Annotated in this window: 15 protein-coding genes and 1 tRNA gene; 11 read left to right on the top strand and 5 right to left on the bottom strand. The window is 68.5% G+C overall.

From position 1 onward, the window contains the following. Positions 1–231: 231 nt before the first annotated feature. Both ACX938_RS17250 and putA read right to left on the bottom strand, forming a co-directional pair. A complete protein-coding gene (locus ACX938_RS17250; protein ID WP_459431963.1) occupies positions 232–1,011 on the bottom strand; it encodes a rhomboid family intramembrane serine protease in 780 nt (259 codons plus the stop codon). A 420-nt stretch (positions 1,012–1,431) separates the two neighbouring features. Next, entirely contained in the window at positions 1,432–4,854 is a 3,423-nt protein-coding gene (gene putA / locus ACX938_RS17245) for a bifunctional proline dehydrogenase/L-glutamate gamma-semialdehyde dehydrogenase PutA (RefSeq protein WP_459431962.1), read from the bottom strand. A gap of 116 nt (positions 4,855–4,970) precedes the next feature. On the opposite strand from putA, the gene ACX938_RS17240 reads away from it, so the two are divergent. The 3 genes from ACX938_RS17240 to ACX938_RS17230 all read left to right on the top strand — a co-directional run bounded on the left by ACX938_RS17240 (position 4,971) and on the right by ACX938_RS17230 (position 6,135). After that, positions 4,971–5,435, top strand: coding sequence for an Lrp/AsnC family transcriptional regulator (locus ACX938_RS17240; RefSeq protein ID WP_370634994.1), 465 nt, complete (start codon positions 4,971–4,973; stop codon positions 5,433–5,435). Between the two features lie 32 nt (positions 5,436–5,467). Beyond that, on the top strand, positions 5,468–6,007 hold the full coding sequence (locus ACX938_RS17235; protein WP_459431961.1) for a tetratricopeptide repeat protein: 540 nt from the start codon (positions 5,468–5,470) through the stop codon (positions 6,005–6,007). 42 nt (positions 6,008–6,049) lie between these two features. Then, positions 6,050–6,135 (top strand) — tRNA-Leu (locus ACX938_RS17230). Positions 6,136–6,170: 35 nt separating this feature from the next. Here the strand turns inward: ACX938_RS17230 and irrA are convergent. Further along, entirely contained in the window at positions 6,171–6,590 is a 420-nt protein-coding gene (irrA, locus tag ACX938_RS17225) for an iron response transcriptional regulator IrrA (protein ID WP_232755200.1), read from the bottom strand. 193 nt (positions 6,591–6,783) lie between these two features. Between irrA and fabA the strand changes: the two genes are divergently transcribed. The 5 genes from fabA to ACX938_RS17200 all read left to right on the top strand — a co-directional run bounded on the left by fabA (position 6,784) and on the right by ACX938_RS17200 (position 10,707). Next, on the top strand, positions 6,784–7,293 hold the full coding sequence (gene fabA, locus ACX938_RS17220; RefSeq protein ID WP_459431960.1) for a bifunctional 3-hydroxydecanoyl-ACP dehydratase/trans-2-decenoyl-ACP isomerase: 510 nt from the start codon (positions 6,784–6,786) through the stop codon (positions 7,291–7,293). 43 nt (positions 7,294–7,336) lie between these two features. After that, positions 7,337–8,566: a beta-ketoacyl-ACP synthase I gene (gene fabB / locus ACX938_RS17215; protein WP_232755202.1), complete on the top strand. Its 1,230-nt coding sequence runs from the start codon at positions 7,337–7,339 to the stop codon at positions 8,564–8,566. 25 nt (positions 8,567–8,591) lie between these two features. Then, positions 8,592–9,383, top strand: coding sequence for an enoyl-ACP reductase FabI (locus ACX938_RS17210; protein ID WP_459431959.1), 792 nt, complete (start codon positions 8,592–8,594; stop codon positions 9,381–9,383). 141 nt (positions 9,384–9,524) lie between these two features. Continuing rightward, positions 9,525–10,199 (top strand): FAD-binding oxidoreductase, encoded by a 675-nt coding sequence (locus tag ACX938_RS17205; RefSeq protein ID WP_459431958.1) that lies wholly within the window; start codon positions 9,525–9,527, stop codon positions 10,197–10,199. A gap of 73 nt (positions 10,200–10,272) precedes the next feature. Beyond that, positions 10,273–10,707, top strand: a complete 435-nt coding sequence (locus tag ACX938_RS17200; RefSeq protein ID WP_232755205.1) for a thermonuclease family protein — start codon at positions 10,273–10,275, stop codon at positions 10,705–10,707. 669 nt (positions 10,708–11,376) lie between these two features. On the opposite strand, the gene ACX938_RS17195 is transcribed toward ACX938_RS17200, so the two are convergent. After that, on the bottom strand, positions 11,377–12,246 hold the full coding sequence (locus ACX938_RS17195) for a hypothetical protein (protein ID WP_459431957.1): 870 nt from the start codon (positions 12,244–12,246) through the stop codon (positions 11,377–11,379). 108 nt (positions 12,247–12,354) lie between these two features. Here ACX938_RS17195 and miaB point away from each other — a divergent pair, with 108 nt between their 5' ends. Next, on the top strand, positions 12,355–13,683 hold the full coding sequence (gene miaB / locus ACX938_RS17190; RefSeq protein ID WP_459431956.1) for a tRNA (N6-isopentenyl adenosine(37)-C2)-methylthiotransferase MiaB: 1,329 nt from the start codon (positions 12,355–12,357) through the stop codon (positions 13,681–13,683). 86 nt (positions 13,684–13,769) lie between these two features. Here miaB and ACX938_RS17185 read toward each other — a convergent pair whose 3' ends face one another. Then, complete coding sequence (locus ACX938_RS17185) at positions 13,770–14,114, bottom strand: hypothetical protein (RefSeq protein ID WP_232755208.1); 345 nt, start codon at positions 14,112–14,114, stop codon at positions 13,770–13,772. A gap of 473 nt (positions 14,115–14,587) precedes the next feature. Here ACX938_RS17185 and ACX938_RS17180 point away from each other — a divergent pair, with 473 nt between their 5' ends. Together ACX938_RS17180 and ACX938_RS17175 are read left to right on the top strand one after the other, a co-directional pair. Beyond that, positions 14,588–15,085, top strand: a complete 498-nt coding sequence (locus tag ACX938_RS17180) for an OmpA family protein (protein ID WP_459431965.1) — start codon at positions 14,588–14,590, stop codon at positions 15,083–15,085. Between the two features lie 14 nt (positions 15,086–15,099). After that, positions 15,100–15,423, top strand: coding sequence for a hypothetical protein (locus tag ACX938_RS17175; protein WP_232755209.1), 324 nt, complete (start codon positions 15,100–15,102; stop codon positions 15,421–15,423). The last annotated feature ends 42 nt before the right edge of the window (positions 15,424–15,465 follow it).

Raw genomic sequence — 15,465 nt, 5'->3', positions numbered from 1 at the left:
GTGGTCAGTGGTCAGTGGTCAGTGGTCAGTGGTCAGTGGTCAGTGGTCAGTGGTCAGTGGTCAGTGGTCAGTGGTCAGTGGTCAGTGGTCAGTGGTCAGTGGTCAGTGGTCACTCGCTGGGTCCTGCGTTTGCTCGACTCGGGTTGCCCTGACGGATGAGAGGATCGGTCCCCGCGCGAGACCGCTCCAACAACCTCACCGCCACAGCCGACACCTCACCTCAGCGCAACCCTACCGCCCCCAGGGCCCCGCCCGGCGGCTGCGGCGGGCGGAGCGGCCCGCGCGGGGGACGTTGGTGCGGCGGAACTGGTAGCGGGCCTCGGGGTGGGGCGGCGCGCCGCGGGTGCGTTGCCAGAAGGCCGGGCCGCCGCGCTTCAGCCAGAGCGGCAGGGCCAGCATCAGCCCGATCACGAAGCCCCCGGCATGGGCCCAATAGGCCGTCCCCCCGCCATCGGCGGCGGAGTTGAAGCCGCCCAGGAACTGCATCCCGAGCCAGAGCGCCAGCATGATCCAGGCCGGGATGGTGATCACCCGGAAGATGATCACCAGGATCACCAGGATGTCGACCCGCGCCTTCGGGAAGAGCAGAAGATAGGCGCCCATCACGCCCGCGATGGCGCCCGAGGCGCCGACCATGGGCACTGGGCTCAGGGGCGCGGTGACGTATTGTGCGAGACCCGCGCCAAATCCCGAGGCGAGGTAGAACCCGGCATAGGCGGCATGGCCCATCTCGTCCTCGACGTTGTCGCCGAAGATGAAGAGGAAGAGCATGTTCCCGGCCAGATGCATGATCCCGCCGTGCAGGAACATCGAGGTGAGAAATCCCGTCAGCCCGCCGCCTGAGGAGACATCCGCGGGCACCAGCGCCCAGGTCGAGAAAAAGGCACCGAGCGCGGCGGGATCGGCAAAAAGCCCGTAATAGCCGAAGAAGATCAGCACATTGGCCGCGATCAGCCCATAGGTGACGAAGGGCGTCCGGCCCGAGGGGTTGTGATCACGGATGGGAAACATCCCCGGTAGCTTGGCACGCCGCGAAGCGGCGTCAAGCGCGTCCGGCGCGCGGCGGGGCAATTTCCGGGGGATTTCTTGGGTCAGGGCAGGGGCGGGCGATTGGCGCGCGCCCGAGGCCCGAGCGGGTGAGGGAACCGCCGCGCTCTACGGGTGGCGGCACTGTCCTGTCGCAGGCCGCAAGGGTCAGCGGCGGCCCCACCGAGACACGCAGCCAGGAAAGGGACCGGACCAAGGCCCGCCCCCTTGCCGCAGGGCGGGCCACACAGACCCGCCCCGCCAAACCATGCGGCGCATCTATCGCCCCGCAGCGGCGGCTCCATGGCCCCGCTAAATCAGGCGACGGACTTATCGCCCCACAGCGGCGGCCCCATCGCCCCGCCACGTCAGACGGCGGCCCCACCGGCCCGCCGCCCGCTTACCTCACACCCCGCTCAGCAACTTCGCGTTGCCGCCCGCGGCGGTGGTGTCGACGCAGACGTGCCGCTCGAGCCGGGCGTGGCCGCGGTCGGGCGCGCCGGTGATCAGCGGCAGGATCGCGCCGTCGCGGCGCGACAGCGCGGCGCGGTAGGCGCGGGCGGTCTTGGTCTCGCCCCACCAGATCGCGGCGGAGAAGCCGGAAAGACGCTCAAGCACCTCGGGCGCCACATGGCCCCCGGCGCTGACCGCGGCGCCGCCGAGCGCGCGCACCGCCTGGGCCTGGGCCTCGGCGGCCTCGCGGCCCGGCCCGAGGCAGAGGACCGGCGGACGCGCGCGGGTGTAGAACATGTTCGACTCCCCCGTCGGCCCGGGCAGCTCCTCGCGGTCGGGCGCGCGGCCGGGCTCGGCGGTCCCCAGCGCGCGGGAGATGCGCTCGAGGCTGGCCTCCTCCTGCCACTCACCGGGCTGCGCCTCGGCGGGATGCCGGCGGAAGCGGTCCACGTAGAGCGGCCCGCCCGCCTTCGGCCCGGTGCCCGAGAGCCCCTCGCCGCCGAAGGGCTGGGAGCCGACGATGGCGCCGATCTGGTTACGGTTGACGTAGATGTTGCCTGCCTCGATGCGCTCCGAGACATGCTGAACGCGGTCGTCGATCCGGGTCTGCAGGCCGAAGGTCAGCCCGTAGCCGGTGCCGTTCACCGCGTCGATCACCCGGTCGAGGTCCTCGGCGCGATAGGTCGCCACGTGCAGGACCGGGCCGAAGATCTCGCGTTCGAGATCGCCGATGCCCTTCACCCGGATCAGCGCCGGGGGCACGAAGTAGCCCTTCGACGGGATCGGGCAGTCGTTCAGCAGCCGGCCCTCGGCGCGGGCGGCCTCGATATAGGCGGTGATCTGGTCATGCGCCTCGGCGTCGATCACCGGGCCGACGTCGGTCGAGACATCCCAGGGCGCGCCGATCTGCAGCGCGTCCATGGCGCCTTTGAGCATCTCCAGGAAGCTCTCGGCGATGTCCTCCTGCACGTAGAGACAGCGCAGCGCCGAGCAGCGCTGGCCGGCCGACTGGAAGGCCGATTCCACGATCGCCGCCACGGCCTGTTCGGGCAGGGCGGTGGAATCCACGATCATCGCGTTGAGCCCGCCGGTCTCGGCGATCAGCGGGGTGCCGGGCTCGAGGTTCTGAGCCACCGAGCCGTGGATGATCTGCGCGGTCTCGGTCGAGCCGGTGAAGGCCACCCCCGCGACGCCCTCGGCGCCGGTCAGCGCGCCGCCGACCTCGCCCGCGCCGGGCAGGAGCTGCAGCACCTCGCGGGGGACGCCCGCCTCGTGCATCAACTCGGCCGCGCGCCAGCCCATGATCGAGGTCTGCTCGGCCGGCTTGGCCAGAACCGCGTTGCCCGCCGAGAGCGCCGCGGCGATCTGGCCGGTGAAGATCGCCAGCGGGAAGTTCCAGGGGCTGATGCAGACCACCTTGCCGAGCGCCGGGTCGCCGGCGGTCTTGGTGGCGTAGTAGCGCAGGAAGTCCACCGCCTCGCGCAGCTCTGCGACCGCGTCGAAGAGCATCTTGCCCGCCTCGCGGTGCAGGATGGCGAAAAGCTCGCCGTAATGCGCCTCATAGGTGTCGGCGACCTGGTTGAGGATCTTCGCGCGCTCCTCGGGGCTGGCGTCCCAGGGCCGCGCGGCATCGACCGCGGCGCGCACCGTGGTGGGCGTGGCCCAGGTCACCGTGCCGACCTTGTCGGTGGGATCGGCGGGGTTCACCACGTCCTCGGTCGCGCCCTTGGGCGCCTCACCGGCGGTCAGCGGCGCGGCCTGCCAGGCATGGTCCCGGAAGGCGCCGCGCCGGCTGTCGATCTCGGCCAGGGTGGGGCGGTGCCGGGTGTCCCAGCCCATGGAGTTCTTGCGCTCGGGCGCGAAAAGCTCGGGCCCGGTGGCCAGATCGGGGAAGCTCACGTCGTCGAAGGGGTCGGCGGCCACGGTCTCGGGCGGGACCTCCTCGTCGACGATCTGGTTCACGAAGGAGGAATTGGCGCCGTTCTCGAGCAGCCGCCGCACCAGGTAGGCCAGGAGGTCGCGATGCGCGCCGACCGGGGCGTAGATCCGGCAGCGGGTGCCGTTTTCGCGCATCATGATGTCGTGCAGCGCCTCGCCCATGCCGTGCAGGCGCTGGAACTCGTAGACGCCGGGATCGGCGCCCATGGCCAGGATCGCCGCGGCGGTATGGGCGTTATGGGTGGCGAACTGCGGATAGATCCGGTCGGTCATGCCCAGCAGCTTCTTGGCGTTCGCGATATAGGAGATGTCGGTGGCCGACTTCGAGGTGAAGACCGGGAAGCCATCGACGCCCAGCACCTGGGCGCGCTTGATCTCGGTGTCCCAATAGGCGCCCTTCACCAGCCGCACCATGATCCGGCGGTCGAGCCGCTCGGCCAGCTCGTAGAGCCAGTCGAGCACCGGACCCGCGCGCTTGCCGTAGGCCTGCACCACGACGCCGAAGCCGTCCCAGCCCTTCAGCGCGGGGTCCGAGAGCACCTCTTCGATCACGTCGAGCGAGATCGACAGCCGGTCGGCCTCCTCGGCGTCGATGTTGAGCCCGATGCCTGCCGAGCGCGCGATGCCGCAGAGCGTGCGCAGCCGCGGCACGACGTTCTGCATGACCAGCTCGTGCTGCAGCTCGTCGTAGCGCGGATGCAGCGCCGAGAGCTTGACCGAGATGCCGGGATTGTCGCGGGTGTCCTTGGAGTGGGCCGCCCCGGCGATGGCGTTGATCGCCTTGGAATAGGCCAGGTGGTAGCGGCGGGCGTCCTCCTCGGTGCGGGCGGCCTCACCCAGCATGTCGTAGGAATAGGTATAGCCCTTCTCCTCCATCTTGGCGGCGCGCTTCATCGCCGCCTCGATCGACTCGCCCAGGACGAACTGCTGGCCCATGACGCGCATGGCCTGGCCGACGGCGCGGCGGATCACCGGCTCGCCCAGGCGCTTGATCGCGCCGCGCAGGTGGCTGGCGACGCCCGGGTCGCGGTCCTTGAGCACGTTGCCGGTCAGCATCAGCGCCCAGGTCGAGGCGTTGACCAAGGGCGAGGCCGAATGCCCCATGTGCTTGCCCCAGTCCGAGGGGGCGATCTTGTCTTCGATCAGCGCGTCGATGGTCTCGGCGTCCGGCACCCGCAGGAGCGCCTCGGCCAGGCACATGAGCGCAATGCCCTCTTCGGTCGAGAGGCCGTATTCGGCCAGGAAGACCTCCATCAGGCCGGGACGCGCGTTGCCGCGGATCTTGCGCACCAGGTCGGCGCCGGAGCGCGAGATTGCGGCGCGCTCCTCGGGTGACAGGCCCGAGGCCTCGCGCAGCTCCTCGACCAGGGCGATCTCGTCGGCATAGGTTCGGGCGTCGATGTCGTGGCGCAGCTCGCCGGTGGCGTCTCTGGGCATGGTATCCTCCGAAATTTGGCCTAGTCTATTGCCGTATCAGCGGGAAAGCTGACTGAATATCGTTTGAGTTTTGGGCAAAGCGACCGAAGAAAGGGTTATGTGCAATGCAATCGGATATGGCTGAGCTGGACCGCTTCGACCGGGCGATCCTCACCACGCTCGCCGCGGAAGGCCGCCTCTCTGTCACCGAGCTAGCCCGCCGGATCGGCCTGTCGAAATCCCCCACCCAGGCGCGGCTGAAGCGGCTCGAGGAGAGCGGCACGATCCTGGGATACCGGGCCCTGCTGGACCCGATCCGGCTGGGGCTCGACCATGTGGCTTTCGTCGAGGTGCGGCTGCACGACACCTCGGAGCCGGCGCTGGCAAGCTTCAACGAAGCCGTGGCGCGGATCCCCGAGATCGAACAGGCGCATCTGATCGCCGGCAATTTCGACTACCTCCTCAAGGTGCGGACCTCGGACATGCGCAGCTACCGCCGGGTGCTGGCCGATCACATCTCGGCCCTGCCGCATATCGCTTCGACCTCCACCTATGTCGCGATGGAGGCTGTAAAGGAGGACGGTCTCGCCGATGTGACTTGACCGCGCGTCATCCCGGGGCGTCCTCTGGTCCCATGCTCCGCCTGATCCTTGTCCTCGGCCTCGCGCCGCTTGCCGCCTGGGCCGAGTGCCCGCCGGCCCCGGACCACTCCGAGGAGATCGCGGGACTTCTGGCCGAGATCCAGTCCGCCGAGCGCGAGATCGAGGCGCAGCGGCTGTCGAACGCGCTCTGGGCGCTCTGGGCCGATGCGCCCGATGCCGCCGCGCAGGAGCTTCTGGACGCGGGCATGCGGGCGCGGGAAAGCTACGATTTCCTGCGCGCCGAAGAGAGTTTCGACCGGCTGGTGGCCTACTGCCCGGACTACGCCGAGGGCTACAACCAGCGCGCCTTCGTGGCTTTCCTGCGGGGCGATTTCGCCGCCGCCCTGCCGGACCTCGAACGCGCGCTGGCGCTGAACCCGCGCCATGTCGCGGCGCTTTCGGGCAAGGCGCTGACGCTGATGGGCCTCGGCCGCGACGCCGAGGCGCAGGAGGCGCTGCGCGCGGCGCTGGCGCTCAATCCCTGGCTCTCCGAGCGCCACCTGCTGACCGAGCCGCCCGGCCAGGAGCTCTGACACCTTTTCACCGCCCGCCACCCCGGTTAGAGATCGCCCCGGGCCCGCGTGGTGGAATGGTAGACACAGGGGACTTAAAATCCCTAGGCGTAACAGCCGTGCCGGTTCGAGTCCGGCCGCGGGTACCATCCAGAAAAATTGTCAGTGACAGGGGCTTGGCCCCTCACCCCCGCCGGCGCAGGCGGATCACCACGTCGACGCTGGCGATCTCGGCGCCTTCCGGGGCCTCGGGCAGGCGGGCGATCTCGAGCTCCTCGGAGGGGGCGTCGGTCAGCGTGCCGTTGTCTTCCCAGAAGAAATGCGGGTGATCATGGGTGTTGGTGTCGAAGTAGCTCTTCGAGCCGTCGACCGTCACCTCCTGGATCAGCCCTGCGTCGCAGAAGGCGCGGAGGGTGTTGTAGACGGTGGCGAGCGAGACCTTCTCGCCCTGGCGCTCGACCTCGGCAAAGAGGCTCTCGGCGGTGAAATGGCGGTGCTGGCCGTCGCCGATCAGCAGCGCGGCCAGCGTCGCGCGCTGCCGCGTCGGGCGCAGATCCGCCCGGTTCAGCCATTCCGTGCCACGCTCGATTGCCGCAGGGGTCATGGGCGCCCGCATCCTTTCCCGTCTGTCCTTTAGGAATATAGGGTGCGCCCCGCCCTGATTTCAAACGCTTTCCCGTGATCCGCCGCGCGGCTTCGCGGCACTGCGGCGGGCGCGCCGCAGGCTTGCATGGCGCGCAGCCACGGTGATAGTGGGGCAGAAATCTCGACGCCTAGAAAGAAGGGGTGCCCGGCGCATGGCCGATTTTCCGACCAGCTTCGACAGGGACGACCTGCTCAAATGCGCACGCGGCGAACTGTTCGGCGAGGGCAATGCCCAGCTTCCCGAACCGCCGATGCTGATGATGGACCGCATCACCGATATCTCCGGGGACGGCGGGCCGAACGGCAAAGGCCATGTGGTCGCCGAATTCGACATCCGCCCCGACCTGTGGTTCTTCGAATGCCACTTCCCGGGCAATCCGATCATGCCCGGCTGCCTCGGGCTTGACGGGCTCTGGCAGCTCACCGGCTTCAACCTGGGCTGGCGCGGCTGGAAAGGCCGCGGCTACGCGCTGGGCGTCGGCGAGGTGAAGCTGACCGGCATGGTCCGTCCCGACCGCAAGATGCTGACCTATTACGTCGATTTCACCAAGGCGGTGCAGACCCGGCGGCTGACCATGGGCGTCGCCGACGGCCGGGTCGAGGCCGACGGCGAGACGATCTACCAGGTCAAGGACATGAAGGTCGCCCTGTCGGAGAGCTGAGGCCCGCCGCCAGAGACTTATCGAGCAAAGGAGAGAGAGCGCCATGCGCCGTGTCGTCGTCACCGGACTGGGCATCGTCTCGTCCATCGGAAACAACGCCGAAGAAGTCCTGGCCTCGCTGAAGGCCGGCCGTTCGGGCATCACCGCCAACGAGGACATGAAGGAACACGGCTTCCGCTCCCAGATCGCGGGGGACGTAAAGCTCGATGTGAAGGACCATGTCGAGAAGCGCACCCTGCGCTTCATGGGGCCGGGCGCGGCCTATGCCCATATCGCCATGACCCAGGCCATCGCCGACGCGGGCCTCGAGGAAAGCGACGTGGTGAACCCGCGCACCGGCCTGGTGGCGGGCTCGGGCGGGCCCTCGACCTCGGCCATGTTCGCCGCGCATCAGACCGTGCTGAAATCCGGCGCGCCGAAGCGCATCGGCCCGACGGCGGTGCCCAAGTGCATGTCCTCGACGATCTCGGCGAACCTCTCGACCGCCTTCAAGATCAAGGGCATCAACTACTCGATCACCTCGGCCTGCTCGACCTCGCTGCATTGCATCGGCAATGCCGCCGAGCAGATCATGCTGGGCAAGCAGGACGTGATGTTCGCCGGCGGCGGCGAAGAGCTGGACTGGACGCTCTCCTGCCTCTTCGACGCCATGGGCGCGATGTCCTCGAAGTACAACGACACCCCCGAGAAGGCCTCGCGCGCCTTCGACGCGGGCCGCGACGGCTTCGTGATCGGCGGCGGCGGCGGTATCCTGGTGCTCGAGGATCTCGAACACGCCAAGGCCCGCGGCGCCAAGATCTACGCCGAGGTCACGGGCTATGCCGCGACCTCGGACGGCCACGACATGGTGGCGCCGTCCGGCGAGGGCGGCGAGCGCGCCATGCGCCTGGCGCTCGACGGGCTGCCCGAGGGCCGCAAGGTCGGCTATGTGAACGCCCATGGCACCTCGACGCCGGTCGGCGACGTCGGCGAGATCGAGGCCCTGCGCCGGGTCTTCGGCGACGGCCAGACCCCGCCCGTCTCCTCGACCAAGTCGATGACCGGCCACAGCCAGGGCGCCACCGGCGCGCAGGAGGCGATCTACTGCCTCCTGATGCTCGAGCATGATTTCATCACGCCCTCGATCAACGTCGAGACCCTCGACCCGGCGCTCAAGCCCGAGGAGATCGCGACCGAGCTGGTCGAAGGCGCCGGGCTTGATACGGTGATGACCAATTCCTTCGGTTTCGGCGGCACCAACGGCTCCATGCTGCTGTCCCGCTTCACGGATTGACCACAACGGATTACGGACGGAACGCATGAGCGGACAACTGACGGGCAAGCGCGGGCTTGTCATGGGTGTGGCGAACGAACGCTCGATCGCCTGGGGCATCGCCAAGGCCTGCGCCGAGGCGGGGGCCGATCTGGCCTTCACCCACCAGGGCGAGGCCTTCGGGCAGCGCCTGAAGCCGCTCGCCGAGAGCGTGGGCTCCGACCTGCTGATCGACGTGGACGTGACCGACGACGCCTCGCTCGACCGCGCCTTCGCGGCCCTGGAAGAGCGCTGGGGGCGGCTCGATTTCCTGGTCCATGCCATCGCCTTCTCGGACAAGTCCGAGCTGCAGGGGCGGTTCATGAACACCAGCCGGTCGAACTTCAAGAATTCGCTCGACATCTCGTGCTACAGCTTCATCGAGGTCGCCCGCCGCGCCCATCCGCTGATGGCCGAGGCTGGCGGCACGCTGATGACCCTGACCTACCAGGGTTCGAACAAGGTGGTGCCGAACTACAACGTCATGGGCGTGGCCAAGGCCGCGCTCGAGGCTTCGGTGCGCTACCTCGCCAACGACCTGGGCCGCGACGGCATCCGGGTGAACGCGCTCTCGCCCGGACCGATGAAGACCCTGGCCGGCGCGGCGATCAGCGGCGCGCGCAAGACCTTCAAGCACACCGACCAGAACGCGCCGCTCGGCGGCAATTCCACGCTCGAGGCCGTGGGCGGCACCGCCGTCTGGCTCGCCTCGGACGCCGGCGCCTGCACCACGGGCGAGATCGTGCATATCGACGGCGGCTTCCACGTGCTGGGCATGCCGCAGTTCGAGAACCTCTGAGCCGGGGAGGGGGCCGCCTGGTCGGCCCCTTCGACGCCGCGCGCCCACTGCGCGCCCGCGCATTTGGTCGCGCCCCCACGCGCCCGGGGAACCCCCTTCGTTTGCCGTCGTTGACAGGGACCATCAACAGGAGGTCCCGCCATGACCGAGCGGCTCACGCTCACCTCGATCACCCCCGTCACCCATGACACCTACCACCTGGTCTTCGACCGGCCCGAGGGGTTCGACTTCACGCCCGGGCAGGCGGTGGACCTGGCGCTCGACCGCGAGGGCTGGCGCGAGGAGAAGCGGCCCTTCACCTTCACCTCGCTGCCCGAGGACGACACCCTCGAGTTCGTCATCAAGTCCTACCCCGACCACGACGGGGTGACCGAGCAGATCGCCAAGCTGAGCCCCGGCGACGCCGTGCTGATTGACGAGCCCTGGGGCGCCATCGCCGACAAGGGTCCGGGCTGGTTCATCGCCGGCGGCGCGGGCGTGACGCCTTTCATCGCGATCCTGAAGAAGCGGCTGCGCGACGAGGGCACGCTCAAGGGCTCGACGCTGATCTTCTCGAACCGGACCGAGCGCGACATCATCCTGCGCGAGACCTTCACCGAGATGCGCGGGCTCGACTGCGTCTTCACCGTGACGGACGACCCCGAAAGCCCGCTCTGCATGGGCATGATCGGCCAGGAGATGCTGGCCCAGCATGTCACCCCGGGCGAGGGCAAATGCTACATCTGCGGGCCCGACGCCATGCTCGAGGATATCTCGGCCTCGCTGCGCGAGATCGGCGTGCCCGAAGGGGACATCATCACCGAGGAATTTGACTGAGAGACGCCCCGCGCGCGCCATTCTGCCGCCGCATTCCGTTGCAATCTTTCCGCGCATGGCACGGGTAAAATACATGCGCGATCAGGTCAGCCGCCGGCGGCGGCGCAAGCTCGCCCTCTCTTTCCTGCCGCTCTGCTTCTGCGGGGTGGTGGCCTATGGGGTCTCGCTCTGGGACACCGATCTGGCGCAGGCCTCGAACCAGGCGGCGAGCTTCGTCGCGCCGGGGCCCGGGGCCGAGCTGATCGGCCGGGTGAGCCATGTGCGTGACGGCGACACCATCGAGGTCGGCGGCGTGCCGATCCGGCTGTCGGACGTGGATTGCGCCGAGCTCGGCACCCGCGAGGGCGAGGCCGCGCGGCGCGAGATGGACCGGATCACCCGCGGACGGGTGCTGGTCTGCGCGCTGGAAGGCCGGATGAGCTACGACCGCCACATCGCCCGCTGCGAGCGCGACGATGGATTGGCCCTGCGCGAGGCGATCCGCGAGAAGGGCTATTGCGCGTTGTAGAGGTGAGGGGGGCTGGCGTTGGGCTGGTGAGGTCCGGCGTCTGGTCTTTTGGCTCCTCGTATCGGCGCTGTGCTCGCCCCGTGAGTTGAAGGTGCTTCGGAGTTCCCGGGGTCGCTGGCGGTCGGACTGGCGAGGTCCGGCGTTCGGTGTGTTAGCCCTTCGCATCGGTGCCATGCCCGCCCTTCTCCCGCCGTGGTGTCTGCATCGCTCCTTCAACTCTGCGCACCCTTGAGCGCCACCTCAGCCGAGGGCGCGCGCCGGACCGGGGGCCGGCGCTGCTGCCCTTTGAGCGAGGCGCTTTATCCACGCAAGGTCAGGACCAATGATGAGCTAGGCGCGCCACCCACAAGAGCGCCGGCCCAAGGGGCCGGTCCGGCGCGCGCCCGGCACCTTCGGTGCTATTCGGGCGCAAGAGGGGGGCAGGTGGCGTCTTAGGTGCGGAGGCCTGTGCGTCTTTCAGAGATTGGAGTTTTGTGAGGCGCGCCATCCGCGGTGACTTCAAAGCATGACGTCCTGCGCCGCGCGTCCCACGGATGCCTCAAAGAAACGCGCTCCCGGTCAGACCCGCACGACACCCGCCCCACGGCGACACCCGCCCCACGGCGACATCCGCCCCAACGGCGACACCCATCACCACCCAGACGCCCGCCTCCAACGACCAGCCCCCCCTCAAAACCACTGCCCCGGCTCCATAAGCCCCAGGTCCAAGAGCTGCCGCGAGTGCCACTCGAAGGGCACGGAGTTGTGCCAGGTGAAGCCGTGGATGTCGAAGGTCGAGCCGGGGTTCTTCTTCAGCGCCTTGGCGGTGCGGAAGGACACCAGCGCGGCGGTCAGGTTGTTGTGCCAGGGGCAGGCGTAGGTGTTGTATTCCTCGTCCGAGAAGGTGTGGTCCTCGCGTAGGACCAGCCCCTTCTTGGCGCGGAAGATCGAGATCCGGTCGATCTTGCGGCGCGCGGCGGGGACGTGTTCCTCGAAGCGCCAGCGCAGCCCGCCGAAGAAGTCGAGCTGCCGCTCTTTGGGGTAATTGTGGTTCGCCGGGTCCTTGCGCGCGAGCGCGTAATAGCCCGACCGGTCGAGGCAGGCCTCGTCGAGCGACACCGCCTCGGGCGCACGGGCCAGATCGGCGGCGTAGAGATCGACCACATAGGTCAGCATCGCGTCGCGCCGCTCTTCGGTGTGGAAGGTCAGCATCTCGCCGATGCTGCGGGTCTCGCAGTAGGGGTAGAAGAGATATTCCGCGTTGTAGCAGTAGAACATCCAGAGCCCCGGCGCGGCCTCGCTCACGCGGGTCACCGCCGCCTGCACCGCGCCCTCGGCCTTGGTGTCGAAATCCACGCGGACCACCTCGGGCACGAGGTCCGGCGCGAGGCTCAGCGCGGGCGGCATGAAAACCAGCACCCGGGCAAAGCCCGAATGCATGTGGTGCCGGATCGTGGTGTCGAGCTCGACCCCGTCCTCGGCGAAGATCATCGCGAGCGGGCCCTGCGACAGCGCCCCGCCGGGGGCGCGCAGGAAGGCGCTGAGGGATGTGAACTGCATGGCTGTCCGCGGCTTTTCCGCGAAGCGTCCCGAAATTCGCCCCGCATTGCAAGCCAAAGGGATTCTGCGTTATGAGCCGCGCTCATCCCGGCCTCGAAGGAATGTCGCATGACCCAGCCCAAGAAGCTCTTCGTGAAGACCTATGGCTGCCAGATGAACGTCTATGACAGCGAGCGCATGTCCGAGGCGCTGGCGGGCGAGGGCTACGTCGAGACCGACAGCCCCGACGACGCCGACATGATCCTGCTGAACACCTGCCACATCCGCGAGAAGGCGGCCGAGAAGGTCTATTCCGAGCTGGGCCGCTACAAGGGGCTCAAGGCCGAGAAGCCGGACCTCAAGATCGGCGTGGCGGGCTGCGTCGCCCAGGCCGAGGGCGCCGAGATCATGCGCCGCCAGCCCATGGTCGACATGGTCGTGGGGCCGCAGAGCTATCACCGGCTGCCGGCCCTGCTGAAGCAGACCGGAGAGGGCGCCAAGGCGCTCGACACCGATTTCCCCGAGGAAGACAAGTTCGAGCACCTCAAGGCCCGCCCCAAGGCGCGCCGGGCGCCGGCAGCCTTCCTGACCGTGCAGGAGGGCTGCGACAAGTTCTGCGCCTTCTGCGTGGTGCCCTATACCCGCGGCGCCGAGGTCTCGCGCCCGGTCGAGCGCATCCTGCGCGAGGCCCGCGACCTGGTGGAGCGCGGCGTGCGCGAGATCACCCTTTTGGGCCAGAACGTGAACGCCTACCACGGCGTCGGCCCCGATGGCGCCGACTGGTCGCTGGCGCGGCTGATCCGGGCGCTCGACGGGGTCGACGGGCTGGAGCGGATCCGCTTCACCACCTCGCATCCCAACGACATGGACGACGACCTGATCGCCGCGCATGGCGAGGTCGCCAAGCTGATGCCCTATCTGCACCTGCCGGTGCAGGCGGGCTCGGACAAGATCCTGAAGCGGATGAACCGCCAGCACACCGCCGAGAGCTACCTCGAGGTGATCGAGCGGCTGCGCGCGGCGCGGCCCGACCTGCACCTCTCGGGCGATTTTATCGTGGGCTTCCCCGAGGAAACCGAAGAGGACTTCCAGGCGACCATGGATCTGGTCCGCGCGGTGGAATACGGCTCGGCCTTCTCCTTCAAGTATTCGCCGCGCCCCGGCACCCCGGCGGCAGAGCGCGCCCAGGTGCCCGAGGACGAGAAGACCGACCGGCTGCAGCGGCTGCAGGCGCTTCTGACCGAGCAGCAGCGCGCGCTGCAGGACGCCATGGTCGGCCGCGAGGTCGGTGTGCTGTTCGAGAAGGCGGGAAGGCTGCCGGGCCAGATGGTCGGCAAGTCGGAATACCTGCACGCGGTGCATGTGGCGGGCATCGACGGCCAGGTGGCCCCGGGTGACCTGCGCCGGGTGCGGATCACCGAGAGCGGGCCGAACTCGCTGACCGGCGAGCTGGCCTGAGCCAGGCGCCGCGCGCAAAGGCGCCCGGCCGGGCAGAGGCCCGGGCCCGGGCGGCCCTCGCGATCACCTTGGGCTGAGGCCCCCGCTCAATGCGGCAGGGGCTTCCGCGACCGGGCGTCGTAATAGATCCGCAGCATCTCGGACTTCAGCCCCTCGGGGTTGTTCACCAGCCGGTCGTCGCGGCAGATGCGCTCGGCGATGGCATGGGCGGTCGGGAAGTCGTAGCCGATGGCCACGAGGCTATCCACGAAATTGGAATTCGGGCGGTCCCAGATGACCTCGTTCCAGGGGCCGCGGAAGCAGCTGACCACGATCGTCCCGCCCTTGAACCGCGGCAGGTCGTCCTTGTGGTAGCCCGATTTGTGCCCCCCGGCGAAGGCCGGAAGCGCAAGCCCGGCCGCCAGGACCAGGGTAACAAGTGCCGTCTTCATGTGATTTCCCCCTCACATCCGCGCGGTCGCAGGGCGACGCGAGGAGAGGGTAGCCAGAAAGCCCGCAAGCGCCCAATAAAAACCACGTTTCAACCGCATGAGCGCCGCTTTTCACGCCCGATTCCCGCATAGCGGGAATCTTTGTCCGGTATTTGACGACAATTCCGGCCATTAATCACGATTGTCCCGGTCGTGCGGGCCCGCCCATGCCGCCAGGCCACAGCCCGCGCGGCGAATCTAGTTTTTCCTTCCCAGCCGGGCTTTTGTCGGTAATGTGTTGATCACAGTGGCTAAAGGCCTCTCGTTGCCAAACCTGCGAGGCCGGGCCAAAGGGCATTGGGTTAACGGATAGGGGAACGAAGGCTGTGCCGCATTCCATTTACAATTGTGCCAGGGCCGCCCTGCTGAGCGTCGCGGTCGCCGCGACGGCCCTGCTGCCCGGCGTCACCCGGGCCGATACCGCCGAGGCGCGGGTGCCGGTGATCTCCTCGCAGAACACCACCACGATCCGGGGCGAACGCTACATTCCCGGCATCTGGGTCGATCCCGACGGCTGCGAGCACTGGGTCATGGACGACGGCGTCGAGGGCTACATGAGCCCGCACGTCAACCGGAAGGGCATCCCGGTCTGCCGGCGCGGCAACCTCTGCGGGGTGATGAACACCGACCAGTTCTTCGCCACCGACAGCTACCGCATCAGCCCCGCGGGCCAGGCCCGGCTGGCGGAGTTCTTCCGCTCGGCCAGCGCCACCGCCTATGTGATCGTCGGCCATACCGACAGCCGGGCCAGCGATGCCTACAACATGAAGCTCAGCTACAACCGCGCCAATTCGGTCGCGGCGGTGGCCTCTTCGGTCGGGGCGCGGATCTCCGATGTGCGCGGCTACGGCGAACGGATGCCGGCGGCCTCCAACGCCACGGCGGAGGGCATGGCCAAGAACCGCCGGGTCGAAGTGATCTGCATCCGCTGAGGGGAATGAGGGACATGGATATCAAGAAATTCGCTCTGCTGAGCCTCGGTGCGCTGGCGCTCGCGGGCTGCGAGGTGGTCGACGGCTTCGGCGCCTACGGGCCGGACAAATCGGTCGATCGCGGCATCGATTCCGACGATTTGTCGACCATGCGCGCGGGCATCTGGGTCGATCCCAACGGCTGCGACCACTGGATCATCGACGACGGCGTGGAGGGCTACCTCTCGGCGCGGCTCGACAAATACGGCCGTCCGGTCTGCTCGGGCTCGGCGCCGCCGACCGTGGCCACGGGCGACTTCAAGCAGGGCTCGACCTCGATCATCGGCGACCCGCTCTGAGCGCTCGCCTCATACCGGCTTTCACGCCGCGCGGAGTGTTGC

The organism is Roseivivax sp., assembly GCF_054552075.1.
The sequence above is the reverse complement of the archived record's forward strand: the minus strand, read 5'-3'. Positions and strand labels throughout refer to the sequence as shown.

Coding starts and splice junctions, on each gene's coding strand:
- ACX938_RS17250 (WP_459431963.1), bottom strand. CDS start 1,011: ATGTTTCCCATCCGTGATCACAACCCCTCGGGCCGGACGCCCTTCGTC.
- putA (WP_459431962.1), bottom strand. CDS start 4,854: ATGCCCAGAGACGCCACCGGCGAGCTGCGCCACGACATCGACGCCCGA.
- ACX938_RS17240 (WP_370634994.1), top strand. CDS start 4,971: ATGGCTGAGCTGGACCGCTTCGACCGGGCGATCCTCACCACGCTCGCC.
- ACX938_RS17235 (WP_459431961.1), top strand. CDS start 5,468: ATGCTCCGCCTGATCCTTGTCCTCGGCCTCGCGCCGCTTGCCGCCTGG.
- irrA (WP_232755200.1), bottom strand. CDS start 6,590: ATGACCCCTGCGGCAATCGAGCGTGGCACGGAATGGCTGAACCGGGCG.
- fabA (WP_459431960.1), top strand. CDS start 6,784: ATGGCCGATTTTCCGACCAGCTTCGACAGGGACGACCTGCTCAAATGC.
- fabB (WP_232755202.1), top strand. CDS start 7,337: ATGCGCCGTGTCGTCGTCACCGGACTGGGCATCGTCTCGTCCATCGGA.
- ACX938_RS17210 (WP_459431959.1), top strand. CDS start 8,592: ATGAGCGGACAACTGACGGGCAAGCGCGGGCTTGTCATGGGTGTGGCG.
- ACX938_RS17205 (WP_459431958.1), top strand. CDS start 9,525: ATGACCGAGCGGCTCACGCTCACCTCGATCACCCCCGTCACCCATGAC.
- ACX938_RS17200 (WP_232755205.1), top strand. CDS start 10,273: ATGCGCGATCAGGTCAGCCGCCGGCGGCGGCGCAAGCTCGCCCTCTCT.
- ACX938_RS17195 (WP_459431957.1), bottom strand. CDS start 12,246: ATGCAGTTCACATCCCTCAGCGCCTTCCTGCGCGCCCCCGGCGGGGCG.
- miaB (WP_459431956.1), top strand. CDS start 12,355: ATGACCCAGCCCAAGAAGCTCTTCGTGAAGACCTATGGCTGCCAGATG.
- ACX938_RS17185 (WP_232755208.1), bottom strand. CDS start 14,114: ATGAAGACGGCACTTGTTACCCTGGTCCTGGCGGCCGGGCTTGCGCTT.
- ACX938_RS17175 (WP_232755209.1), top strand. CDS start 15,100: ATGGATATCAAGAAATTCGCTCTGCTGAGCCTCGGTGCGCTGGCGCTC.